General features: G+C 61.7%; 23 protein-coding genes. 19 read left to right on the forward strand and 4 right to left on the reverse strand.

Annotated features, from left to right (window positions below; genetic code table 11):
- Positions 1 to 25 precede the first annotated feature (25 nt).
- Both Q0887_RS01315 and Q0887_RS01320 read right to left on the reverse strand, forming a co-directional pair.
- Complete coding sequence (locus Q0887_RS01315; protein ID WP_299191690.1) at positions 26 to 559, reverse strand: N-acetyltransferase; 534 nt, start codon at positions 557 to 559, stop codon at positions 26 to 28.
- Positions 560 to 716: 157 nt separating this feature from the next.
- Entirely contained in the window at positions 717 to 1874 is a 1158-nt protein-coding gene (locus Q0887_RS01320) for a PQQ-dependent sugar dehydrogenase (RefSeq protein WP_299191692.1), read from the reverse strand.
- Here Q0887_RS01320 and Q0887_RS01325 point away from each other — a divergent pair.
- The 5 genes from Q0887_RS01325 to Q0887_RS01345 all read left to right on the forward strand — a co-directional run bounded on the left by Q0887_RS01325 (position 1873) and on the right by Q0887_RS01345 (position 7369).
- Entirely contained in the window at positions 1873 to 2508 is a 636-nt protein-coding gene (locus Q0887_RS01325) for a ribonuclease HII (RefSeq protein ID WP_299191694.1), read from the forward strand. The genes Q0887_RS01320 and Q0887_RS01325 overlap by 2 nt on opposite strands.
- Before the next feature lie 12 nt (positions 2509 to 2520).
- Positions 2521 to 3444, forward strand: a complete 924-nt coding sequence (locus tag Q0887_RS01330) for a calcium/sodium antiporter (protein ID WP_299191696.1) — start codon at positions 2521 to 2523, stop codon at positions 3442 to 3444.
- 209 nt (positions 3445 to 3653) lie between these two features.
- Complete coding sequence (locus tag Q0887_RS01335) at positions 3654 to 4796, forward strand: site-specific DNA-methyltransferase (protein WP_299191698.1); 1143 nt, start codon at positions 3654 to 3656, stop codon at positions 4794 to 4796.
- Between the two features lie 211 nt (positions 4797 to 5007).
- Positions 5008 to 6123 carry a dihydropteroate synthase gene (folP, locus tag Q0887_RS01340; RefSeq protein ID WP_299191700.1) on the forward strand — a complete coding sequence of 372 codons (1116 nt, stop codon included), beginning with the start codon at positions 5008 to 5010 and terminating at the stop codon, positions 6121 to 6123.
- Positions 6124 to 6142: 19 nt separating this feature from the next.
- The gene (locus Q0887_RS01345) at positions 6143 to 7369 is read left to right on the forward strand and encodes an alkaline phosphatase D family protein (RefSeq protein WP_299191701.1); all 1227 of its coding nucleotides are present in this window, start codon (positions 6143 to 6145) and stop codon (positions 7367 to 7369) included.
- A 3-nt stretch (positions 7370 to 7372) separates the two neighbouring features.
- Here the strand turns inward: Q0887_RS01345 and Q0887_RS01350 are convergent, their stop codons facing one another.
- Both Q0887_RS01350 and Q0887_RS01355 read right to left on the reverse strand, forming a co-directional pair.
- Positions 7373 to 8137, reverse strand: a complete 765-nt coding sequence (locus tag Q0887_RS01350) for an SDR family oxidoreductase (protein WP_299191703.1) — start codon at positions 8135 to 8137, stop codon at positions 7373 to 7375.
- A gap of 58 nt (positions 8138 to 8195) precedes the next feature.
- A complete protein-coding gene (locus Q0887_RS01355; protein WP_299191705.1) occupies positions 8196 to 9656 on the reverse strand; it encodes a sigma-54 dependent transcriptional regulator in 1461 nt (486 codons plus the stop codon).
- Between the two features lie 232 nt (positions 9657 to 9888).
- Between Q0887_RS01355 and Q0887_RS01360 the strand changes: the two genes are divergently transcribed.
- From Q0887_RS01360 to Q0887_RS01425, 14 genes are all read left to right on the forward strand, one after another.
- Positions 9889 to 10011, forward strand: a complete 123-nt coding sequence (locus Q0887_RS01360) for a hypothetical protein (RefSeq protein WP_299191707.1) — start codon at positions 9889 to 9891, stop codon at positions 10009 to 10011.
- 12 nt (positions 10012 to 10023) lie between these two features.
- Positions 10024 to 11145 (forward strand): NAD(P) transhydrogenase subunit alpha, encoded by a 1122-nt coding sequence (locus Q0887_RS01365; protein ID WP_299191709.1) that lies wholly within the window; start codon positions 10024 to 10026, stop codon positions 11143 to 11145.
- Between the two features lie 11 nt (positions 11146 to 11156).
- Entirely contained in the window at positions 11157 to 11603 is a 447-nt protein-coding gene (locus tag Q0887_RS01370; protein WP_299191711.1) for a hypothetical protein, read from the forward strand.
- Positions 11604 to 11885 (forward strand): NAD(P) transhydrogenase subunit alpha, encoded by a 282-nt coding sequence (locus Q0887_RS01375; RefSeq protein WP_299191713.1) that lies wholly within the window; start codon positions 11604 to 11606, stop codon positions 11883 to 11885.
- A 64-nt stretch (positions 11886 to 11949) separates the two neighbouring features.
- Positions 11950 to 13344: an NAD(P)(+) transhydrogenase (Re/Si-specific) subunit beta gene (locus Q0887_RS01380; RefSeq protein WP_299195165.1), complete on the forward strand. Its 1395-nt coding sequence runs from the start codon at positions 11950 to 11952 to the stop codon at positions 13342 to 13344.
- Between the two features lie 6 nt (positions 13345 to 13350).
- A complete protein-coding gene (locus Q0887_RS01385) occupies positions 13351 to 13716 on the forward strand; it encodes a hypothetical protein (protein WP_299191715.1) in 366 nt (121 codons plus the stop codon).
- A 76-nt stretch (positions 13717 to 13792) separates the two neighbouring features.
- Complete coding sequence (locus Q0887_RS01390; protein WP_299191717.1) at positions 13793 to 14980, forward strand: parallel beta-helix domain-containing protein; 1188 nt, start codon at positions 13793 to 13795, stop codon at positions 14978 to 14980.
- Positions 14977 to 15993: an SO2930 family diheme c-type cytochrome gene (locus Q0887_RS01395; RefSeq protein WP_299191719.1), complete on the forward strand. Its 1017-nt coding sequence runs from the start codon at positions 14977 to 14979 to the stop codon at positions 15991 to 15993. The genes Q0887_RS01390 and Q0887_RS01395 overlap by 4 nt, the downstream gene beginning before the upstream one ends.
- Positions 15990 to 16973, forward strand: coding sequence for an alpha/beta hydrolase (locus tag Q0887_RS01400; RefSeq protein WP_299191720.1), 984 nt, complete (start codon positions 15990 to 15992; stop codon positions 16971 to 16973). The genes Q0887_RS01395 and Q0887_RS01400 overlap by 4 nt, the downstream gene beginning before the upstream one ends.
- Positions 16974 to 17090: 117 nt before the next feature.
- On the forward strand, positions 17091 to 17795 hold the full coding sequence (locus Q0887_RS01405; protein WP_299191723.1) for an amino acid racemase: 705 nt from the start codon (positions 17091 to 17093) through the stop codon (positions 17793 to 17795).
- A gap of 339 nt (positions 17796 to 18134) precedes the next feature.
- A complete protein-coding gene (locus Q0887_RS01410; protein ID WP_299191725.1) occupies positions 18135 to 19337 on the forward strand; it encodes a deoxyguanosinetriphosphate triphosphohydrolase in 1203 nt (400 codons plus the stop codon).
- Positions 19330 to 20055 carry an NAD(P)H-binding protein gene (locus Q0887_RS01415; protein ID WP_299191726.1) on the forward strand — a complete coding sequence of 242 codons (726 nt, stop codon included), beginning with the start codon at positions 19330 to 19332 and terminating at the stop codon, positions 20053 to 20055. The genes Q0887_RS01410 and Q0887_RS01415 overlap by 8 nt, the downstream gene beginning before the upstream one ends.
- A gap of 5 nt (positions 20056 to 20060) precedes the next feature.
- Positions 20061 to 20504: an ABA4-like family protein gene (locus Q0887_RS01420; RefSeq protein WP_299191728.1), complete on the forward strand. Its 444-nt coding sequence runs from the start codon at positions 20061 to 20063 to the stop codon at positions 20502 to 20504.
- 77 nt (positions 20505 to 20581) lie between these two features.
- Positions 20582 to 22144 carry a fatty acid--CoA ligase gene (locus Q0887_RS01425; RefSeq protein WP_299191729.1) on the forward strand — a complete coding sequence of 521 codons (1563 nt, stop codon included), beginning with the start codon at positions 20582 to 20584 and terminating at the stop codon, positions 22142 to 22144.
- Positions 22145 to 22169: the final 25 nt, after the last annotated feature.

Consider the following 22169-nt stretch of genomic DNA (forward strand, 5'->3'; position numbering starts at 1 on the left):
GGGGAAGGGGGCTATTCGCTGCGCGCTATTCACTACCCCAGGGCGCGAGCATCCCTTCCGATGGCATCGCCGCCAAGGCAGCACCGCGCGCGAGCAGGCGTTCGGGTTCATAGGGCCCCGGACAGCGCCAGCCGCTTGTCGCCGCTGACGAGAAGCCCCAGCGGCCATAATAATCGAGATCGCCGATCAGCACTTGCGCAAAGGCGGGTGATCCGTCTTGCGCCAGCCGTGCTTCGGAATCGAGCATCGCCGCCATCAGCCCCTGACCAAAGCCCTCGCTCTGCCGTTCGGGCACCACCGCAACGGGGCCTACCATTACGAGCGGCACGGGGCGGCCTTCCTTGTCGATCAGCGCGATGGGCCAGCACTGGATCGTGCCCACCAGCATCTCGTCCGCGTCGAGCGCGGCAAAGCTGAGCGCGTCGAGGCACTCCATCCCTGCGCGGATGCGATAGGCGGTGCGCGCATGGCGCTCCGGCCCGAAAGCACGATCGAGCAAGGCCTCGACCATGGCAGGGTCAACCGCAGAGAGCGGGATCAGAGTGGCGGTGTCATCCATCGGTCAGGCCGCTTAGGCTCAAGATCGAGCCAGTCCAAGCTCAAAATCGGGCACTGAAACGACGCCGAAGGTGTCGCAAGCGCGACTGCGCGCCCGCAGCGACGCGACCTTCAGGTCGCATGAGCGAGGAAATCGCACCTCGGACGGGGTGCGGACATCAAAGGGTCAGACGCAGCACCTTGCCGCCTTCGCCGTCCTCGGCGATCCAGATGCTGCCATCGGGGCCCTGTTCGACCGAACGGATTCGACCGTCGAAGCTGTAGCGCGCAGCTTCGGTGGCATTGTCGCCGTCAATCTCGACCCGCACCAATGCGCGGCTGCCCATGCCTGCAATCAGAGCATCGCCCTGCCATGCTTCGAACATGTCGCCGGTGTAGAAGATCATGTCTCCCGGCGCGATCACTGGCGTCCACCAGATTGCGGGCTTGGTAAAGCCGTCATCGTCGCTGTGATCGGCAATCGGGTCGCCATTGTAATGTTCGCCATAGGAGCGGGTGGGCCAGCCATAATTGGCCGCGCGCGCGACCAGATTGAGCTCGTCGCCGCCCGCAGGCCCGTGTTCGACATCCCACAGGCGCCCCTCAGCATCCCAATCCATGCCAAGGATATTGCGGTGGCCGTAGGACCAGATTTCCGCCGTTACCCCGCCTTGGTCTGCAAACGGGTTGCCGGCCGCCGCGCTGCCATCGAGGTTGAGGCGCACGATGGTGCCGATTGTATTCGAATTGTCCTGCGCGGGCTCCATCTTCTGCCGGTCGCCGCTGGCCACAAACATAAATTGCTCATCGGGCGAGAAGGTGATGCGGTGTGAGTAATGCCCGCGCCCTTCGACCTTGGGCGTCTGACGCCAGATCACCGACAGTCCGTCGATGGCGCAGGCGTTCACATCGTCGCATGCCAGAATGCCGCGACCGACCGCCGCGCCGCGCGTTTCGCCTTCGCCTGCTTCGGCCCAGCTGAGATAGACCGTCCGGCCATTCAATGGATTGCCTGCTTCGGAGGCGAGGAAGGCAATATCGCCAAGACCGCCTTGGCCACCAAAGGCCACTTCGGGTGCACCATTGACTTTGCCGACCGCGCCAGTGCGCGTGTCCATCACTTTGATCGTGCCGGGTTTTTCAGTGATGAAGAGCATGTCAGTGCCGGGCACGAATTCTATCGCCCAAGGCCGCTCGAACTCGCCCATTTCGGTGACGGTCCAGCTCGGTTCATCGGCAGCGGCAGAGGCGCTGTCCCCCGATTCCGCATGCGCGCAGCTTGCGAGCGCAAGCGCGGGGAGGGACAAGATTGCGGAAGATTTGAAAAGGGATTTCATGGCTCAGGTCGCTCCTGATCGTTCAAAAGTTGCCGAACGGCCACCGGCGCGGATCGTCATTGGAGTGGACGAAGCCGGTCGCGGGCCGCTCGCCGGGCCGGTGGTGGCCGCTGCGGTAGTGCTGGGAGCCGAGGTACCCGCTGGCGTTGGCGATTCCAAGAAGCTTTCCGCCAAGCGCCGTGCGGTGCTCGACGAACAGATCCGCGCCAGCTCGCATTGGGCGGTCGCGGTTGTGGAGCCGGAGGAGATCGACCGGATCAACATTTTTCAGGCGACGATGGTGGCGATGACGCGCTGCGTGCGCGATTTGTGCGTGCAATTTGAGCAAGCGCCCGAGATCGTGCTGATCGACGGCAATATGACGCCCGAGCGGCGCTGCGCCGAGTGGAACTGGCCAGCGCGCGCTATCGTCGGCGGCGACGGGATCGAGCCTGCCATCGGCGCGGCCTCGATCATCGCAAAGGAGTGGCGCGACCGGTTGATGATCGCCGCCGCCGCAGCGCATCCGCATTACGGCTGGGAGCGTAACAAGGGCTATGGAACGAAGGAGCATATGGAGGCTTTGCGCGTCCACGGCCCGACACGCTTGCACCGCCAAAGCTTCGCGCCCGTTGCCCAGGCCAGCCTTTTGTGAAACACGCGGCGCATGATTGAAGCGATCCTATTGAGTCTGGCGGGGCTTGTCGGCCTTGCGATTGGCGGCGAATTGCTGGTGCGCGGTGCGGTTGGCATTGCGCAAAAGCTGGGCGTCTCGACGCTGTTTACCGGCCTCGTGATCGTCGGCTTTGCAACCTCAATGCCCGAGATGGTGGCAAGCGTGCAGGCCAGCCTTGCCGGATCGCCCGAGATCGCATGGGGCAATATTGTCGGGTCGAACCTTGCCAACACGCTGCTGATCCTCGGTCTGTCGGCGCTGGTGATGCCGATCGCGCTCAAGGGCACCGGCAGGCGCGATGCGGTGGTCGCGCTGGCGGCGACATTGCTGCTGTGGGCGCTGGCGCTGTCGGGCCTCGGCGCACGCTGGATCGGTGCGGCGCTGCTGGTGCTGATCGTGGTCTATATCGTCTGGCGCTACCGCAATCCGAGCGCGGCGGCAGAAGAAGATGCTCCTGACGAGGCCCCATCCAACACGTTGCTTGCAGTGGCGCTTTTTGTCGGCGGTCTTGTGATCCTCGTCATCGGAGGCGACGCGCTGGTGAAGGGCGCGATCGAGCTTGCGACAATCTTCCGCGTGCCTGAGACGGTGATCGGGCTGACCGTGGTCGCTGTCGGCACTTCGCTGCCCGAACTCGCGGCCTCGATTGCAGCCGCTGTGCGCGGCAAATCGGGCCTCGCAATCGGCAATGTGCTCGGCTCCAACATCTACAACATCCTGCTGATCGGCGGAGCGACCATGAGCATCGCGCCCTTTGCGCTGCCGATGGATCTTGCGGGGCTTCAGATGGCTCTGCTGACAGCAAGCGCGGTGGGTCTGCTGGCGCTGCTTTGGTATGCAAAGTCGATTGGACGGACGCTGGGTGCAATCTTGGTCGCAGCTTTTGCGGCCAATGTGGTGATAGTCTTTAGCTGAGTCCTCAGCGCAACACCCCCTCCATATCGAGTCCGCTGGAATCCGGGGGACTCAACATCTTGTGCCGGTCACCTTTCGTTCCGCATGAGCTTCATGGCGTTTACCAGCTGTTAACCATAACCTCCGAGAATCTCAGCGCTTGACGTGGAGTCCGCGAGGACTCATGCCTGTGGATAAGTTTGGCGAATAGTGATTTCTCGGGGCGAATTATGGGCGTGATGGAACAACAGAAACTGCGCAGCAAGAAGGCGGCGAAACCGTTGGCTGAGGATGTGCGCGCGCTCCTGCCGCTGGGCAAGATTCTGGATGGCGACTGTATCGAGGCAATGCGTTCGCTGCCCGATAACTCGGTCGATTGCGTGTTCGCGGACCCTCCTTATAACCTCCAGCTTGGCGGCGATCTGAACCGTCCCGATGGCAGCGAAGTCGATGCGGTGACCGATCATTGGGACCAGTTCGACAGCTTCCGCGTCTATGACGAGTTCACCCGCGCATGGCTGACCGAAGCGCGACGCGTGCTCAAGCCCGATGGCTCGCTATGGGTGATCGGCAGCTATCACAACATCTTCCGCTGCGGCGCGATTTTGCAGGATCTGGGCTTCTGGATCCTCAACGACATCATCTGGCGCAAGACCAATCCGATGCCCAATTTCAAGGGTACGCGCTTCACCAATGCGCATGAAACGCTGATCTGGGCGAGCCAAGGCGAGAAATCGCGCTACCAGTTCAATTATCGCGCAATGAAGACGCTCAATGACGAGCTGCAAATGCGCAGCGACTGGGTGCTGCCGATTTGTTCGGGCGGCGAGCGGCTGAAGGAAAACGGCAAGAAAGCCCATCCCACGCAAAAGCCCGAGGCGCTGCTTTACCGCGTGCTGCTGGCGACGACTGAAAAGGGCGACGTGGTGCTCGACCCATTCTTTGGCACCGGCACGACCGGCGCGGTGGCTAAACGTCTGGGCCGCGAATGGATCGGCTGCGAGCGCGAGGAATTCTATCGCGGCGTCGCGATGAAGCGGATCGAGAAGGAGCTACCGCTCGATGAAAGCGCGCTCACGACGATGCAGTCAAAGAAGTCCGCCCCGCGCGTGGCATTCGGCTCTGTGGTCGAGAACGGTCTGATCAAGCCGGGCAGCGAAGTCTTCGACAGGAAACGCCGCTGGGTCGCCACAGTGCGCGCCGATGGCTCGCTCGATTGCAAGGGGCAGGTCGGCAGCATTCACGGCCTCGGCAAAGAATTGCAAGGCGCGCCGTCCTGCAACGGCTGGACCTTCTGGCATTACGAAGATGGCGGAGAGGTCAAACCAATCGACGCCGCGCGCGACCTCTACCGGCTGGCTAGCGAGGATTGATCGCGATTTGATCGGGGCAATTCGCTGATCTTGCGCTGTCCTACAGGCAATCAGCGCGTTAAAGCGGTGCCATGAACCGCGCCCACACCTTCGCTCCGGCCCGCAATTTCGCCCTCAAACAGGCGCGCAAATCGTGGGCACATTTTTCTTCCCCAGGACCGTGTAACATCCGGTCCATGTTACGGTGTCACATGGGTGCGGGAGGGCGCGCATGAGCGCTTCGGTCTACCTCCATCCCATCGCGCTCGCATCTGGCCCGCAGGCTGAGGACGGGGCGGCGATCCGGTTGGCGGGCAGCATGGTCTATGCCAGCCGCTTCGCGCTGGTGGTGCGAGAGGGCGCGGCGGTAACGCACCGGCGCGCCTTCGGGACCAAGGAAGCCGCCGAAGCGCTTGGCGAACCCGGCGGCACGCTGGCGGCAGAGGCCGAGCGCCAGTGGGCCAACCTCCAGCTCGTCCACGCACCGCTGCAACTGGGTGAGCGCACGATCCGGCTCGATCAGCCGCAGATCATGGGTGTGCTCAACGTCACACCCGACAGTTTCAGCGATGGTGGCGAATTCCTGGAGAAGCCCGATGCAGGCCGCGCGCACGCCGCCGCAATGCTCGAAGCAGGCGCGGCGATCATCGACATTGGCGGAGAGAGCACGCGTCCCGGCGGCGCGGCGACATGGGAAGGCGATGAGCTGGAACGCGTCGTCCCCGCTGTCGAGTACTGCGCGAGCATGGGCGCTGCGATCAGTGTCGATACGCGGCGCGCTGGCGTGCTCGAAGCCGCGCTGGCCAAGGGCGCGCATATGGCCAACGACGTCTCTGCCTTGCGCTACGACCCGCGCAGCCTTGAACTGGTGGCCAACACCGGCTGTCCGGTGGTGCTGATGCACGCTCCCGGCACGGGCGACGATCTGCATGAGGGCGATCGTTACACTGATGTGGTCAGCGAAGTGTTCGACATGCTCAAGGCCCAGCGCGAGCGCGCGATTGTGGGAGGTATCGCAGAAGAGCGCATCCTGCTCGATCCCGGAATCGGCTTTGGCAAGTCGCTGGCCGACAACCTCGCGCTCATCAACGCACTGCCGCTGTTCCACGCGCTCGGTTCACCGCTGCTGCTGGGCGTCAGTCGCAAGCGGATGATCGGCGCGCTCTCGAACGAAGACCCTGCGCACAAACGGCTCGGCGGATCACTCGCGCTGGCGACGAAGGGGATGGATGCGGGCGTCCACATCCTGCGCGTCCACGACGTTGCCGAGACAGTTCAGGCGCGCAATGTATGGCGCGGATTGCGCGACGCGGCGCTCACCGACTTCACCCAGCTACCCCCGCTTTAGGACCAACAGGAGAACCCTCATGCGCGCTCTATCACTCCTCGCATTCGGCACCGCTGCCGCCGCTCTCGTCGCAACCCCGCTGCTGGCGGATGGCCACGCGCAAGGCAGCGGGCACGGGAATCACATGGCCGATGACGGCCACGTACCGATGTATGCCGAAGACCTGCTGGCCGCCTACTATGCGCGGCTCGAACAGCGCGTTGACCTGCCGGTCGCGCCTGCCAATGTCAGCCTTGCGCCCGACACGACGCTCACCCGCATCGCCTTCGGAAGCTGCAACCATCAGCTGCGCCCGCAGGACTATTGGAGTGTGATCGCGGGGCACGATCCCGACCTCTTCCTGTTCATCGGCGACAACAATTACGGCGATCAGGGATGGGACGGCGATGCCGGCCTCACCACCTTGCGCGAGGCCTATGCGGTGCAGGCTGCGACGCCTGAACTCGCCGCATTCCGCGCCGCCGTGCCAATGATGATCACATGGGACGACCACGATTACGGCTTCAACGATGGCGGGGCGAGCTTCGCCTATCGCGGATGGGCCGAGACGATTTACGAGACGTTCTGGGGAGCCTCGGACGAGGTCCGCGCGCGCCCCGGCGTCTATGAAAGCCGCATGTTCGGACCCGAAGGCCAGCGCACGCAGATCATCATGCTCGACACGCGCTTCTTCCGTTCTGACCTAGAGACGATGGACTACACGCTCGACCGCGCGCCGTTGGGGCCTTACCAGCCTAGCAGCGACGATGCGAAGACGATGCTGGGCGATGCGCAGTGGGCGTGGCTGGAGCAGGAGCTGGCGAAACCGGCGGACCTGCGCATCCTCGTCTCATCGATTCAGGTCATCACCGACGCGCATGACTATGAAAGCTGGGAGGCGCTGCCGCAGGAGCGTGCGCGGCTTTACGTAATGCTGGCGAACCGTTCGGAAAGCGGTCTGGTGATGCTGTCGGGTGACCGCCATGCGGGCGGGATCTACTCCGACGCCACGCCCGAGACGAAAGGCGAGCGCGTGTGGGAGCTGACCAGCTCCTCGCTCAACTACTCCTTCTCCTCGACCGAGCGGAACACCGCGCGCGAGCCGGACGACAAGCGCCTCACCGACTTCATCTCCGAAGAGAACTTCGGAATGGTCGAGATCGACTGGGCCGCGCGCACCTTCACGATGAGCCTGCTGGGTGCAGGGTCGGTCCGCGATGGCAGCGGCGCGGGCGAAGTGCGCGTGACCGAAACGGTCGGCTGGTAACGGCTAAAGCGTGAACCCGCCGTCGGAGACGAGGACATGGCCTGTCATGTTCGATCCGGCGTCGGAGAGCATGTAGAGGATCGTTCCCGCGATCTCTTCGGAGCTGGCGAAGCGGCCATTGGGGGTTCCGGCGGCCATGCCCTTGATCGCGACGTCGCGCCCATGCTTGGCGGCGGCGTCGCGGAAGGCTTCGGAACTGTCCCAGATGTTGGTGTCCACTCCGCCGGGAGCGATCGCGTTGACGCGGATGTTCTTGGGTGCGCCTTCAAGTGCGGCAATGCGCGCCATATGCGCGACCGCTGCTTTGGAGACGCCATAGGGCCCGATACCGGGCACGGCTTTCACAGCGGTAGAGGATGAGGTGATGACAGCACTACCACCTTTGCCTCCGGCCTCCATCGCGCGCATTGCAGCGGCGAGCGTCAGGTAAGCGCCATCGAGATTGACATCGAGCACGCGGCGCCAGTCGGCAAAGCTGATCTCCGTCAGCGACCCGCCCGACGCGATCCCCGCATTGGCAATGGCATGGTCGAGACCCGCGAGGCGCGGTTCGAGGCTAGCCCACAGCGCTTCGTCGGCAACGCTGCCAACCACATGCTCGACCTGGCAAGACAGATCGAGCGCTTCGAGGCCCGCTGCATCCACGTCGACAAGGAACAGCTTGGCCGCCCCGCGCGCATCGAGCAGCTTGGCGCAAGCCGCTCCGATACCCGAAGCGGCGCCGGTGACGAGCGCGATGCGCCCCTGAAAGTCTTTGATATCACTCATGCCCAGCGCGCTAGAGCGCTTGCGGCTAGTGATCAAGCTGCCCGATCAAGCGGCCCGACTACGCAGCGTTGTCGATTCCGAGGTCTGAGAGCTTGCGATAGAGCGTTGAACGACCGATGCCGAGTCGCCGCGCAACCTCTGTCATCCGGCCGCGATAATGGCCGATTGCAAGGCGGATCACGTCGGCCTCGATCTCTTCGAGCGGGCGCAGATTGCCATCTTCGGTGTAGAGCATGACGCCAACACCTTCGTGGAGATGCGAATTGCTTCCGGCGGCGTCCATCTCGCCGAGCATTTCGGAAAGCTGGGGGAAGCTGTCTGCGGTCAGCGTGTCGCCCTCGCAATAGACCGCGGCGCGGAACAGGACCGACTGAAGCTGGCGCACATTGCCCGGCCATTCGAACGCGGCGAGCAATGCCAGTGCGGTGTCGGAAATGGTGAGCTGGGTCAGGCCCGGCTGCTCACCAATCCGCTGGAGGAAGTGGCGGGTGAGCGCCGAGATGTCGCCGGTCCGCTCGCGTAGCGGTGGCAGCGAGATGCGCGTTCCCGAAAGCTGCTTTGCCAGCTGCGCTTCAAACACGCCGCCTGCTACCAACTCACCAAGATCGGCATTGCTGGCGGAAAGTATGCGCACATCGACGCGGAAGCCGTGGGTAGCGCCGACCGGACGTATGATCTTGGTCTCGAGGGCTTCGGCAAGCCGCTGCTGCACAGCGATGCTCAGCCGGTCGACTTCGTCGAGCACAAGAGTCCCGCCGTCGCAATGCTGGAGCGCGCCGATTTGGCGGTCAAAAGCGCCCGGAAATGCATTGGGCTCGTGCCCGAACAGAACCGATTCAATTGAGTTAGGCGGGACGCTGGCGACGTTGACGATTCGCAGCGAGTCTTTGGAGCGCGGCGATGCGGCATGCATCGCGCGCATCAGCATCTCTTTGCCGGTTCCGCTTTCGCCGATGATCAGCGAATGGCCATGCCCACGCGCAGCCTTGGCCGCTTGGGCAAGCGCGGTGCGGAATGTCGGCGCGGTGCCGATCATCGCGTCAAAGTCGAGAGTTGCTGACATCTTCTCGGTCAGCGGAGCAAGTTCATCACGCGGAGTTTCGCGGGTGGTCACGCTGCGCAGCGCATCCATCAGGCGGTCGGGAGATACCGGCTTGACCAGATAGTCGCTCGCGCCAGCGCGCATGGCCTCTACCGCAAGCAGCGGAGATGCGCTGGTGGTGAGCATCAGGATCGGAAGGGCGGGGCGGCGCTCCTTGAGCTCGGCAATCAGCGAGCAGGCATCATCGCCGGGAACCCATTGATCGAGCAGGATCGCGGAAAGCTGCATCCCCTCGCGCGTGCCAAGCATAGCAATCGCGGTTTCAGCATCGCTGGCGACAACTGTGCGCCAACCTTCGCGCGCAGCGATAGCGGAGATAAGGCGGCTCTGCGCAGGCTCATCATCAATCAGCATGACGATGCGCGTTTCGGCCTGCACTTCTTGCGCAGAATCAGTGATTTGATCCACCTTTGCCATCGATTATGCATGATCCTGTTGGTTGAGCGTCAAATCTGCATAAAGGGGGCGGGTAAAGACGGTATTAAGGCTGATGATCTGTCTTTTGGGCTGTTTACTTGTGGCACTGGTACAATGGTGGCTTGAGATCGCCCGCTTGCTTAGATACGTGTTGCGCAAGCCAGCCTTTCGGCGGATGTGCGCCGGGGCAGAAAATTCGACTTCAGATCCGTTTTCTTAAGGGGAAAAATTGATGAGTGTTCACGACATGGACGACGCACGTTCGACCTATGATAGCTTCATGGGGTCGCTGAAATGGATCGTGCCGCTGCTTGCGATTGTGACACTGCTGATCATCGCGCTGATCGCTGAATAAGCCGGCCAACTGGTGAAAATCGCTGTAGTGAGAGAGCGCGCCGAGGGCGAAACCCGCGTCGCTGCCACGCCCGAAACGGTGAAGAAATTCATCGCATTAGGCAATGAAGTCGCGGTGGAAAGCGGTGCGGGTGCGCACGCTTCGATTGCCGACAATGCCTTTGCCGAGGCAGGCGCGAGCACTGGCGATCTCGCTGCGACGGTCAAGGATGCCGACATCGTGCTTGGCATTCAGGCACCCGAAGTGGCGCTGCTGGATGGCGCGAAAAAGGGCGCATGGGTCGCGGCCCTGTTCGACCCGTTCCAAAAGGGCGATCTGGTCAAAGCCTATGCCAAGGCAGGTTATGAAGCGCTGTCGATGGAGTTCATGCCGCGTATCACCCGCGCGCAGTCGATGGACGTGCTCTCCAGCCAGTCCAACCTCGCAGGCTACAAAGCCGTTCTAAACGCTGCTGACACCTATGGCCGCGCCTTCCCGATGATGATGACCGCCGCGGGCACTGTCCAAGCGGCGAAGTGCTTTATCATGGGTGTGGGCGTTGCAGGGCTTCAGGCGATTGCGACCGCGCGCAGGCTGGGCGCGCAAGTCTCGGCAACCGATGTCCGCTCCGCGACCAAGGAACAGATCGAAAGCCTCGGCGCGAAAGCGATCTTTGTCACCGAGGTCGAGGGAATCGAAGGCGAAGGTTCGGGCGGCTACGCGACCGAGATGAGCGATGAGTATAAGGCAGCCCAAGCCAAGCTCGTCAGCGAACACATCGCCAAGCAGGATATCGTCATAACGACAGCGCTGATCCCCGGCCGCGCTGCGCCGGTACTCATCACCGATGCGCAGATCGCGACGATGAAACCCGGCAGCGTGATTTACGACCTCGCGGTTGCGCAGGGCGGCAATGTCGAAGGCTCCAAGCCAGACGAAGTGGTCGAAAGGCACGGCGTCAAAATCATCGGCTATGCCAACACCCCAGCGCATCTCGCCGCCGACACATCGGCGCTGTTCGCGCGCAACCACTACAACTTCCTCTCCGCCTTCTGGGACAAGGAAGCGGGCAAGCCGGTGCTCGACGAAGAGATCGGCGAGGCCGTGCGCCTGACGAAAGACGGCGCGGTTGTGAGTGAGAGGCTGAAGGGGTGAGGAGGTTGCTTTTGCCCCTGTTGGCTTTGCTTGCAATGGCGGGCACTGAGCCGTTAGAGGCGAGTACGCCTGAGGGAGGCCCGTCTTGGGTTGGTGATGAGCGGTTTGATCCAATCTTTGATCAATATTGGCGTGCAAGGATCCTGGCGAGGTATCTAGGCGACCGACTTTGTGCGCTAGAAGAGCGTAGGACCTTTGACGATCCTAACTCCCAGTATCGGCAGCTCAATAGCAGGCTGAAGAACTTGGAAGCGCGCATCAGAGTGATCTGGCCAGGTGCACTTTCGACCGTACGCCGACCCTATCAGATGCCGCCACCACAAATGAAGTGTGATGATGCTGATGCTGCGCGCGAGCTAATGTTTGCGGTAGAATCAACCATTGTTTCAGCAGAAAAGCTTCTGGTCGATCTTGAGCGAGAGCGACTTTCGGCAACCACTATGACGGATATCGAATAAATGGACTTCATCTCAATCCTCTCGATCTTCGTGCTGGCGTGTTTCGTCGGATACTACGTGGTCTGGTCGGTTACGCCCGCTTTGCACACGCCGCTTATGGCGGTGACCAATGCGATTTCCTCGGTGATTATCGTCGGCGCGCTGATTGCGGCGGCGGAGGCGACCAGTCCGGTTGCGAAGTATCTCGGCCTTGCGGGCATTGTGATGGCGAGCATCAACATCTTTGGCGGCTTTGCCGTGACTGAGCGGATGCTGGCGATGTACAAGAAGAAGGAGAAGTAAGCAGATGACTTTCTCCATTCTTGCAGGTGCAGCAGACGGCGCCGCTGGCACCCCCGCTTGGGCCATGCTCGCCTATCTGGCGGCGGGCGTGTTTTTCATTCTAGCATTGCGCGGGCTTTCCAGTCCGGCGACCAGCCGTGCGGGCAATCGCAATGGCATGATCGGCATGGCGCTGGCGCTCATCACGACGCTGGTGATGCACGGCACCAACCTTGTCGAGATCGGCATTGCGATCTTCCTTGGCGCAATCATCGGTGTGACCATTGCGCGGCGGATCGCCATGACGGCGATGCCGGAATTGGTTGCGGGCTTCCACTCGCTCGTCGGCCTTGCAGCAGTCGTGGTGGGCCTCGCCGCATGGCTTAATCCGGGCGCATTCGGCATTCTCGATGAGGCGGGACAGATCCTTGTCGTCAGCCGGATCGAGCTGGGTCTGGGCATCGCCATCGGTGCGATCACCTTCTCGGGATCGGTTATCGCCTTCCTTAAACTGTCAGGCCGGATGAGCGGTTCGCCGATCTTGCTGCCGCTGCGTCATGTCATCAACCTTGGCACTTTGACTGCGATCATCGGATTGATCGCGGCCTATGCGCTTTCGGGCGCTGGCGGCCCGGGTGAGGGCATGCTGATCGTGTGGGTGACTTTGCTCGCCTTCGCCATCGGCTTCCTCCTTATCATACCCATCGGCGGCGCGGATATGCCGGTCGTGGTGTCGATGCTGAACAGCTACTCGGGCTGGGCCGCAGCGGCGATGGGCTTCACGCTGGGCAACAGCGCGATGATCATCACGGGTGCGCTGGTCGGTTCTTCTGGAGCGATCCTGAGCTACATCATGTGCCGGGCGATGAACCGCAGTTTCATCAGCGTGATCGCGGGCGGCTTTGGAGCCGATGGCGGTTCTGGCGCAGATGGCGAAGCGCGCGAACAGCGGCCCTACAAGCAGGGCAGCGCCGAAGACGCCGCCTTCATGCTGGAGCAGGCCGAGAAGGTCATCATCATCCCCGGCTACGGCATGGCGGTGGCGCAGGCTCAGCACATCCTGCGCGAGATGGCTGACAACCTCAAAGAAAAGGGCGTCGAGGTCAAATATGCGATCCACCCCGTCGCGGGCCGGATGCCGGGGCACATGAATGTGCTGCTCGCCGAAGCCAACGTGCCCTATGACGAAGTGTTCGAGCTGGAGGACATCAACTCCGAATTTGCGCAGACCGATGTTGCCTTCATCATCGGCGCGAATGACGTGGTGAACCCGGCGGCGAAGACCGACAAAAGCTCGCCGATTTACGGGATGCCGGTGTTCGACGTGGACAAGGCCAAGCAGGTCTTCTTCATCAAGCGCTCGATGGGCGGGGTCGGCTATGCCGGTGTCGACAACGACGTGTTCTATATGAACCAGACCGTCATGTTGCTGTCGGATGCCAAGAAGATGGTCGAAGAGATCGTCAAGGCGCTGGACTAGTCTGCGATGCGAAAACTGATCCTCCTGCTGATCGTGCTTGCCATCGGAGTTGGCGCCTATTTCACTCTGCGCGATGATGGTCTGTTGGAGCAGGTGACAGAGGCGCGGGTCGAGCAGGCGCTGCTGGCCAATGGTGTGCCCGCCAATATCGCAGACTGCATGGCGCCGCGCATGGTCGACCGGCTAAGCATCATCCAACTGAAGAAGCTGGAGCGCCTCGCCGCAGAGGAAGGCGAGGACCGCGTGCCGCAATCCATGAGCGCTGCTCTTGAGCGCCTCCGCCGCGTTGATGACGATGAGGCGGTCGCGCAGCTTGCGCGCGTTGGTGGCCGGTGCGGGATCGAAGTCGGGCTGGAGATGTTCGGCCGCTGACAATTTGCGTGCCGCCAAGCTTGCAATAGCCCCCTCTCCTGCGCACTATGTCTGCCGAAGAGGGAGACACTCGAAAATGATCAGACTGACCGCCGCAGCCATCCTGCTGGCATCCGCTGCGCCCGTTTGGGCCGAGACCCACACAATCACGCCGGGCGAAGGCGCGCAGGAGCGCTTGCAAGAGGCGCTGATCCTTGCCGAGCCGGGCGACGAGATCGTTCTCGAAGCGGGGCGCTACACGCTAACTGACGGGCTCAGCCTCGATGTCGATGGCGTCACTGTGCGCGGCGCTGGCATGGACGGCACCGTGCTCGATTTCACCGCGCAAGAGGGATCGGGCGAGGGCCTGCTCGTCACCTCCGACAACGTGACATTGCGCGATTTTGCGCTCGAGAATCCTAAAGGCGACGGGATAAAGTCCAAGGGTGCGGACAACATCGTTTATTACCGCATCCGCGTGACATGGACCAACGGGCCTGACCCGACCAATGGCGCTTATGGGATCTATCCGGTCGAAAGCACCGGCGTGCTGGTCGACGGGGCCAAAGTCACCGGAGCCTCTGATGCGGGCATTTATGTCGGACAGTCGGACCAGATCACCGTGCGCAACTCGATTGCCGAGGCGAATGTCGCCGGTATCGAGATCGAGAACAGCCGCAATGCGCTGGTCGAGCACAATATCGCCACCCGCAATACTGGTGGCATTCTTGTCTTTGACCTTCCCGGCCTTCCGGTGATGGGCGGGGGCAATGTCATCGTGGCGAACAATCTTGTGGTCGCCAATGACACCGCAAACTTTGCCCCTCCCGGCAATATCGTCGCCGGTGTACGGCGCGGCACGGGGATTATGGTGATGGCCAATGACGGTGTGTTGATCGAGAACAATATCATCGACGAGAACCCGACCGCGCCGATCATGGTGATTGCTTACACGCAGCCATGGGAGGACGAGCGCTACCAGCCGTTCCCGCTCAACGTGGTGGTGGGCGACAACATTTATGGCCGCGGCGGAGATGATCCGCAGCTTGACGGCGGCGAGATGCTGGTCGCGGCGTTTGGCGGCTCGCTTCCGCCGGTCATGTGGGATGGGCTGGGCAGTCTCTACGCGATTGCCGGCACTCCCGGCTGGTCGCTCAACCTGACCGAGCCGGGCACTGCTGAAACCGCTGCACGGCCTGCACCACTAGATGTGCCCGCGCCGGAGGGTGAATTTGACCGCAGCGGCATTGGCGCTCCGGCAGAACTGGATGACCGGATCAGGTGAGGCGTTCGTTCGCCTTTCTGGGGCTGGCAGCGGGGGCATTGGCCCTTTCGCTGAGCGCGCACGCAAATGTCATCGAGCCGATGCCGGTGCACGACGGTGCTGTTCTGGAAAGCGGGTTCCCGAGAACACTGGACGAATTCCAGTTCTTTCAGGACAGCAACGCCCGCACGCCCACTCCCGGTGTCATCCCCTATGAGCTCAACACTCCGCTCTATTCGGACGGGGCGGACAAGTTGCGTTTCCTCTACGTGCCCGAGGGCGCGCGGATCGGAACTGACGGCGACGGCCTGCTGCAATTTCCGGTTGGCAGTGCGATCATAAAGACCTTCGCTTTCGGCGAGGGCGATGAGCAGCGCTATATCGAAACCCGCGTTCTGCTGCACCGCGCCGATGGCTGGATCGCGCTGCCCTATCGCTGGAACGACGAGCAGAGCGAAGCCCGGCTGGCACTTGCCGGTGGGCGGCTGCCGATCACAACCGCGGATGGCGAAGAAATCAGCTACCGCATTCCGAACAAGAACCAGTGCAAATCCTGCCACGGCCTTGATGATGCAGTGGTGCCAATCGGCCCCAAGGCGCGCAATCTCTCTCCCACTTTGCTGGCGCAATTGGTTGAGCGGGGACAGCTCGACCATGCGCCCGAAGTCTCTCGGATCATGCCGGTTTGGGGTGATGCCGAAGCCAGCACCGATGCATTGGCGCGCGCCTATCTCGATGTGAATTGCGCGCATTGCCACAGGCCCGGCGCAGGGGCTTCGAACTCCGGACTCGACTTGCGGTGGGAGCAGGACGATGCTTTCGCGATCGGTGTGCGCAAACCGCCGGTGGCTGCCGGACGTGGGGCGGGCGGTTTTCTCGTCTCCATCGCACCGGGCGATCCCGACCAATCGATCCTCGTCCACCGGATGAATTCGACCGAGCCGGGTGTGGCGATGCCCGAATTGGGGCGTTCGACCGTTGACGGAGAAGCAGTCGAATTGATGCGCGACTGGATCAGGGAGATGGATCAATGAAGTGGGTCTGGCGCATTCTTGGCGTGCTTGTCGCGCTGCTGGTTGTCGCATTCTTTGTCTTCCGCGTGCCCGACACTGACCCGGATGAAATGCGCTCCAAGTATGGCGGCGAGCCTTCGCAATTTGTCGAGATCGGGGACGGCGTGATTGTGCATCTTCGCGATGAAGGGCCAAGGGACGCGCAACCGATTATCCTGCTGCATGGTTCGTCGGCGGACCTTCACACCTGGCAGCCCTGGGTCGATGGCCTATCCGACACGCACCGGCTCATTCGCTTTGATCAGGTCGGACACGGTCTTACTGGCCCTGACCCGGAGCATGACTATTCGCTCGGCAATTTCGTTTCGGACATAGACGAAGTGGCCGATGCGCTGGGGCTTGAGAGCTTTATCCTTGGCGGCAATTCGATGGGTGGCGCTCACACCGTGGCTTATGCCTTGGCTCATCCTGATCGGGTCGATGGCTTGATCCTTGTCGATGCGGGCGGCGCTGATATCCAGCGCGAGAGCAAGGGCAATATCGGCTTCACTATTGCGCGCACGCCGGTGCTCAACCGCGTGATGGAACATATCACCCCGCGCTCGCTGGTCGCGCAGTCGCTTGAGCAAAGCGTCAGCAATCAGGATGTTGTGACGGACGAGGCGATTGATCGCTATTGGGAATTGCTGCGCTATCCGGGCAACCGCACCGCGACTTTGCATCGATTCACGGGCGACCGGACACCGTTTTCGGCAGAGGATGTCGCAGGCATCACTGCACCGACATTGGTGATGTGGGGCGATGAGGATGCGCTGATCTCTGTCGACGCGGCGACCTGGTTTGACACGCATCTGCCGGCAAGCACTTTGGTGATCTATTCCGGCATCGGTCACTTGCCGCAGGAAGAGGCTCCAGAGGCCAGTATTGCCGATGTCGATGGCTGGCTCGCCGAAGCGTTCCAAACAGCGGACGAACCGGCGGGGTCAGGGCCTGCGCTTTAACCCGGAATTTACTAGGCAAGCGGCTAATTAGATTGGTTGTTCGCGCCCTATGGACGTGCGGACGGCATCATCGCTACATATTGCGTGCAGCGATTTCTTGAAAACAAGGGGCAGAACTTGCGGAAACTGGGACTGATCGGCGGAATGAGCTGGGTTTCGACCGGCATCTATTACGATCGGATCAACCGCATCGTGCAACGCCGCGCGGCCCCGATGGCCAGCGCGCCCATGCTGATCGAGAGCCTCGATTTCTGTCAGCTTTACGCTTTGCGCGAGGACAAGGACTGGCAGCGTGCCAGTGGCATCCTTTCCGAAAGCGCCAAGCGGCTCGAAGGGGCAGGGGCCGAGGCGCTGATTATCGGCGCCAATTCGATGCACAAGCTCTATGACGATGTCGCCGATGCGGTCGGAATACCGATCCTGCACATCGCCGAATATGTCGGGCGCGCGCTTAAGCGGGCGGGCTCCAAGAACGCGGCTCTTATCGGCACGCGCAACGTTATGACGGAGAGCTTTTACCGCAAGCGTCTGGTCGCTCACGGGATTGATCTGCTTCCGCCCAACATAGTCAATGTCGAGACGCTCGACCGCATCATCTATGACGAGCTGATGGTTGGCAAAGTCACCCGCGATGCCCAGCGCGCGATGAAGACGATCATCACCAACAAGGCGCAGGAGGGGGCTGATTCAATTGTCCTCGCATGCACAGAACTCGACCTCGTCGTCGACGTCGATGCCAATGTTCTGCCGGTGTTTGACTCAACCCGCATCCATTGCGAGGCGGCGGCTGACTGGATCCTTGAACAGGAGTTGGTGGGTTAGTCTGCAACTCGCCCCTTTACCGGAACGCCTTACCGCATGGCCGAATTGCACGGGGTGCAACTTAACTTCGATCCACTTAATTAGCCGCCAAGGATTTGCCACTTAAAAGTAACCGGCAAATTCCGGGTCTTCGGGTCGCACCGATGACCCAGGAGCCATTGGCTCTTGGGACCGCTTACCACCCCCCCATTGCACCCGGTAAGCGGTCCCATTTTTTCTCTCCCTTTGCATGGTCGCGGACGCAGCTTGCGCCGGTTTGCCCTCTGTCCACTGCAATCCGCATCGGTTGCCGTTCTGTTCCCGTTGAGCGCATGTGTGTGCTGACCTAAGCGGGGAGCCGTGACCAACCGCGCCCCATACGCCGCCGACCCGGATGCCCATGGCGGGCGTGAGTTTGCCAATGCGGGAGCTGTTTCGCCGCTTGCAGGCGCGCCTTCTGCTGGTTCGGGCGAAACGCGCGGGCCGCGCAGCGATTTCCAGCGCGACCGTGACCGCATTATCCATTCGATGAGCTTCCGGCGGCTCAAATCCAAAACGCAGGTCTTTATTGCGCCCGATGGCGACCATTACCGCACGCGGCTAACCCACAGCCTCGAAGTCGCGCAGATCGGCCGTGTGCTGGCCCGCGCGCTCGGTCTGGATGAAGACCTCACCGAAGCGCTCTGCCTCGCGCATGACCTTGGCCATCCACCCTTCGGTCATGCCGGAGAGGCGGCCCTGTCAGAGGCGATGCAGCGCCATGGCGGCTTTGATCATAACGCGCAGGCCCTTCGCACGGTGATGCGGCTGGAAAGCCCCTATCCCGATCACGAAGGCCTAAACCTGACATGGGACCTGCTTGAGGGGCTGGCCAAGCATAACGGGCCGGTCAGCGCTCCCAATTGGGCACTGGCAGAGCTGGACGATGCCTTTCCGCTCAATCTTGGCACGTGGCCCTCGCTCGAAGCGCAGATTGCCGCTGTGTCTGACGATATCGCCTATGACAATCACGACATCGATGATGGATTGCGCGCAGGTTTTCTCGAGCCTGACGATCTGCTCCAGCTCGATTTTCTCGCAGATCAGTGGCGCGCCGTCGAAAAGCGCTTTCCCAATGCCCCGCGTGACCGCCAGCTGCGCGAGTTGGTGCGTGGGCAGATCGGGCTGATGGTGAATGATGTGCTTGAACAAACACGCGCCAATATCAAGGGCTTTTCAAGTGTCAGCGAAGTTCGCGATGCGGGGCGGCAACTGGCGGGATTTTCGCTGGAAATGACTGAACATGAGCGGACGCTCAAGCGTTTCATGTATGACAAACTTTACTACCACCCCGAACAGGTCAGCGCGGCGGAGCGCGCCCGCGACGTGATCGCGCGGCTTTATGCAGCCTATTCACAAGATGCCTCGCTGATGCCTGACGAATGGCGCGCGCGCTTGCCCGAAAGCGACCCTGGCCGCGCCCGCGTGATCGCCGATTTCATCGCGGGAATGAGCGATTCCTACGCGATCCAATCGTGCGAGGCGATCTATGGCGAACGGCCAATGGGATTGACTAATGTCTGATTATGCCGGCTCGCCAAAACCCCCTGTGCGTATCGGTTTGGTCGGGGCGACCGGCCTTATCGGCAGGCGTCTGATCGAAGTCTCCAGCGCAGGCGATGAAGCCCGCATTGTCGGGATCGCACGGCGCGAAATGACCATGCCCAAGGGAGCGCGGGTCGAGATGTTTGTCGCCGAACCTGCAAAATGGGGCGAAGTGCTCGAAGCGGTCCGCCCACCTTCGCTGATCTGCGCGCTGGGCACGACATGGAAGAAAGCAGGCCGTGATGAGGCGGCTTTTCGGGCAGTCGATCACGATCTGGTGCTGGCAACTGCGAAGGCTGCGCGCGAAGCCGGGATCGCCAATCTGGTGCTGATCAGCTCGGCGGGCGCAGATGCGAGCTCCAAGAACTTCTACCTGCGCGTCAAAGGCGAAACTGAAAACGAGCTTTCGAAACTCGGATTCAAACGGCTCGATATCCTGCGCCCCGGCCTGCTTCGCGGACGGCGTGAGGATGATATGCGGCCGATGGAAGCTCTCGCGCGCATTGCAAGCCCGCTTATCGATCCGCTGATCCCTGAAAAGTGGGGCATGTACCGGTCGGTCGATGCCGATATGGTGGCCGAGGCCGCGCTGGGTCTTGCCTTGCGCAAGGCTGCCGGACGCTTCACCCATGATAACGAGGCGATGAAGCGAGCCGCGCGCGAATGGCGGGCCAAGGCACACGATCCTGTGGAGTGACTGCGATGGACTGGAATATCGTTTTTAGCGCGGCAAACATGTTTGCCATTGCGGCGTGGGCCGCGCTGATACTGCTTCCCCGATGGCCAGCGCTGCTTTCTGCGCTGCTCTACCTTGGCGTGGGATTGTTGTGCCTGCTCTACACATTCATCATTGGCGGTCTGCTGAGCGGCATCATTCCCGGCAGCGAAGGCGGGGATTTTTCGAGCATTGACGGTGTGCGCACTCTTTTCTCCAGCGATCCCGGCCTGACGCTCGGCTGGGTGCATTATCTTGCCTTTGACCTGTTTGTCGGCCTTTGGATCGCGCGAGATGCCGATTCCAAGGACTTCTCGAGGATTCTTCAGGCGCCTATCCTGCTGGCAACCTTCCTTTTCGGACCGGTCGGGCTGGGGATCTGGCTGTTGGTCCGTGAGCCGGCGGCGCGGCGTCAGGGGCGTTTCTCGTAAACGCAATTCTCTAGACGGCAACTTGCTCGCGTGCTTAACCTGCACCCAATTACAGGTTGGCAATAGGGGCCGCGAATATGGCGAAACTGGCGCATCACGACTTTGTCACATTTGACGAATTCCTGCCGCATTGGGCACGCGAGCGGCCCGGCGGGATTGCTCTGGAAGAGGGCGGACGCCGCACCTCCTATGCCGATGCGGAACGGCTAAGCCGCCAGATCATCGCCTTCCTGCAATCTCATGGGGTCGCCAGTGGTGACAGGATTGCGTGGCTGGGCAAGAATTCGGACCGCTACTTCCTGCTGCTCTATGCCGCGGCGCGGATGGGCGCGGTGATGGCGCCAATCGGGTGGAGGCTTGCCCCGCCCGAGATCGGCTACATCATTGGCGATACCGGCGCGAAGCTGGTCGTAACCGGCGATGAATTTTACGACACGGCACGCGGTGTTGCGGATGCTATGGATAACGGCCCGCATATCGTCACAGCCGATGCAATGATGGGCGAAGTGAGTGCGCTTGAGCCTGCCGCCTACGAAGCTGTTGATCCCGACGCGCCAGTTTTGCAGCTTTATACCTCAGGCACGACTGGCAATCCCAAGGGCGTGCAGCTGTCCAATCGCAACCTCTTTAGCCTGCGCAAGCCGGGGCTGGACGAGCAGATGCCTTGGCAAAATCTTGATGCCGACGATTGCATCCTGATGGTCATGCCCTGCGCGCATATTGGCGGCACCGGCTCCGCGCCCAACGGCGTCGCCAACGGCATTCGCATTCTGATCCAACCCGAATTTACTCCCGTTGGTGTGCTTGAAGCGATCGAGGGTGGGGCGACGATCCTGTTCCTTGTCCCCGCTGCGATCCAGATGGTGGTGCAGCACCCACGCGCGGCTGAGACGGACTTCTCCAACCTGCGCTACATGATGTACGGCGCTGCTCCGATGCCGTTGGAACTGCTCAAGCAAGCGGTCGGCACCATGCCGCAAACCGGCTTCCTGCAGGTTTATGGAATGACCGAGACAACGGGCACCGTATCGCTCCTCCCACCCGAAGATCACGACCTTGCCGGCAATGAGCGAATGCGCTCTGCGGGTAAGGCGGTTCCGGGGGTCGAGATCGAAATTCGCGGCTCCGACAACAGCGAATGCCCGCGCGGCGAGATTGGTGAGATTTGCATCAAATCACCCTCGAACACAGCGGGTTACTGGAAACTGCCCGAGGCAACTTCGAGCACGATTGACGCAGATGGCTGGCTCCATACCGGCGATGCGGGGATCATGGATGCAGACGGCTATGTCTATATCCAGGACCGCATCAAGGACATGATCATCTCGGGCGGCGAGAACGTCTATCCCGCTGAAGTCGAGAACGCGATTTTCGGTCATCCGGCAGTCGCCGAGGTGGCAGTCATTGGCATCCCGTCCGAGCGCTGGGGTGAAGAGGTCAAGGCCTGCATCGTGTGCAAGCCGGGTGAGACAATCGATGCGGGTGAATTGATCGCCTATACGCGCGAGCGGATTGCGCCGTTCAAGGTTCCCAAGAGCGTCGATCTGATCCCCGAAATGCCGCGCAATGCATCCGGCAAGATCCTGCGGCGTCAATTGCGCGCACCCTATTGGGAAGGGCAGGACCGGCAGGTTTCCTGATAGGGAACCTTGCTGGCTGCAACTA

Origin of the sequence: uncultured Erythrobacter sp. (genome assembly GCF_947492365.1) — a bacterium.
Lineage (GTDB): Bacteria > Pseudomonadota > Alphaproteobacteria > Sphingomonadales > Sphingomonadaceae > Erythrobacter.

Coding starts and splice junctions, on each gene's coding strand:
- Q0887_RS01360 (WP_299191707.1), top strand. CDS start 9,889: ATGAGTGTTCACGACATGGACGACGCACGTTCGACCTATGATAGCTTC.
- Q0887_RS01415 (WP_299191726.1), top strand. CDS start 19,330: ATGTCTGATTATGCCGGCTCGCCAAAACCCCCTGTGCGTATCGGTTTG.
- Q0887_RS01315 (WP_299191690.1), bottom strand. CDS start 559: ATGGATGACACCGCCACTCTGATCCCGCTCTCTGCGGTTGACCCTGCC.
- Q0887_RS01350 (WP_299191703.1), bottom strand. CDS start 8,137: ATGAGTGATATCAAAGACTTTCAGGGGCGCATCGCGCTCGTCACCGGC.
- Q0887_RS01425 (WP_299191729.1), top strand. CDS start 20,582: ATGGCGAAACTGGCGCATCACGACTTTGTCACATTTGACGAATTCCTG.
- Q0887_RS01380 (WP_299195165.1), top strand. CDS start 11,950: ATGCTCGCCTATCTGGCGGCGGGCGTGTTTTTCATTCTAGCATTGCGC.
- Q0887_RS01400 (WP_299191720.1), top strand. CDS start 15,990: ATGAAGTGGGTCTGGCGCATTCTTGGCGTGCTTGTCGCGCTGCTGGTT.
- Q0887_RS01355 (WP_299191705.1), bottom strand. CDS start 9,656: ATGGCAAAGGTGGATCAAATCACTGATTCTGCGCAAGAAGTGCAGGCC.
- Q0887_RS01385 (WP_299191715.1), top strand. CDS start 13,351: ATGCGAAAACTGATCCTCCTGCTGATCGTGCTTGCCATCGGAGTTGGC.
- Q0887_RS01320 (WP_299191692.1), bottom strand. CDS start 1,874: ATGAAATCCCTTTTCAAATCTTCCGCAATCTTGTCCCTCCCCGCGCTT.
- Q0887_RS01390 (WP_299191717.1), top strand. CDS start 13,793: ATGATCAGACTGACCGCCGCAGCCATCCTGCTGGCATCCGCTGCGCCC.
- folP (WP_299191700.1), top strand. CDS start 5,008: ATGAGCGCTTCGGTCTACCTCCATCCCATCGCGCTCGCATCTGGCCCG.
- Q0887_RS01335 (WP_299191698.1), top strand. CDS start 3,654: ATGGGCGTGATGGAACAACAGAAACTGCGCAGCAAGAAGGCGGCGAAA.
- Q0887_RS01345 (WP_299191701.1), top strand. CDS start 6,143: ATGCGCGCTCTATCACTCCTCGCATTCGGCACCGCTGCCGCCGCTCTC.
- Q0887_RS01325 (WP_299191694.1), top strand. CDS start 1,873: ATGGCTCAGGTCGCTCCTGATCGTTCAAAAGTTGCCGAACGGCCACCG.
- Q0887_RS01420 (WP_299191728.1), top strand. CDS start 20,061: ATGGACTGGAATATCGTTTTTAGCGCGGCAAACATGTTTGCCATTGCG.
- Q0887_RS01330 (WP_299191696.1), top strand. CDS start 2,521: ATGATTGAAGCGATCCTATTGAGTCTGGCGGGGCTTGTCGGCCTTGCG.
- Q0887_RS01375 (WP_299191713.1), top strand. CDS start 11,604: ATGGACTTCATCTCAATCCTCTCGATCTTCGTGCTGGCGTGTTTCGTC.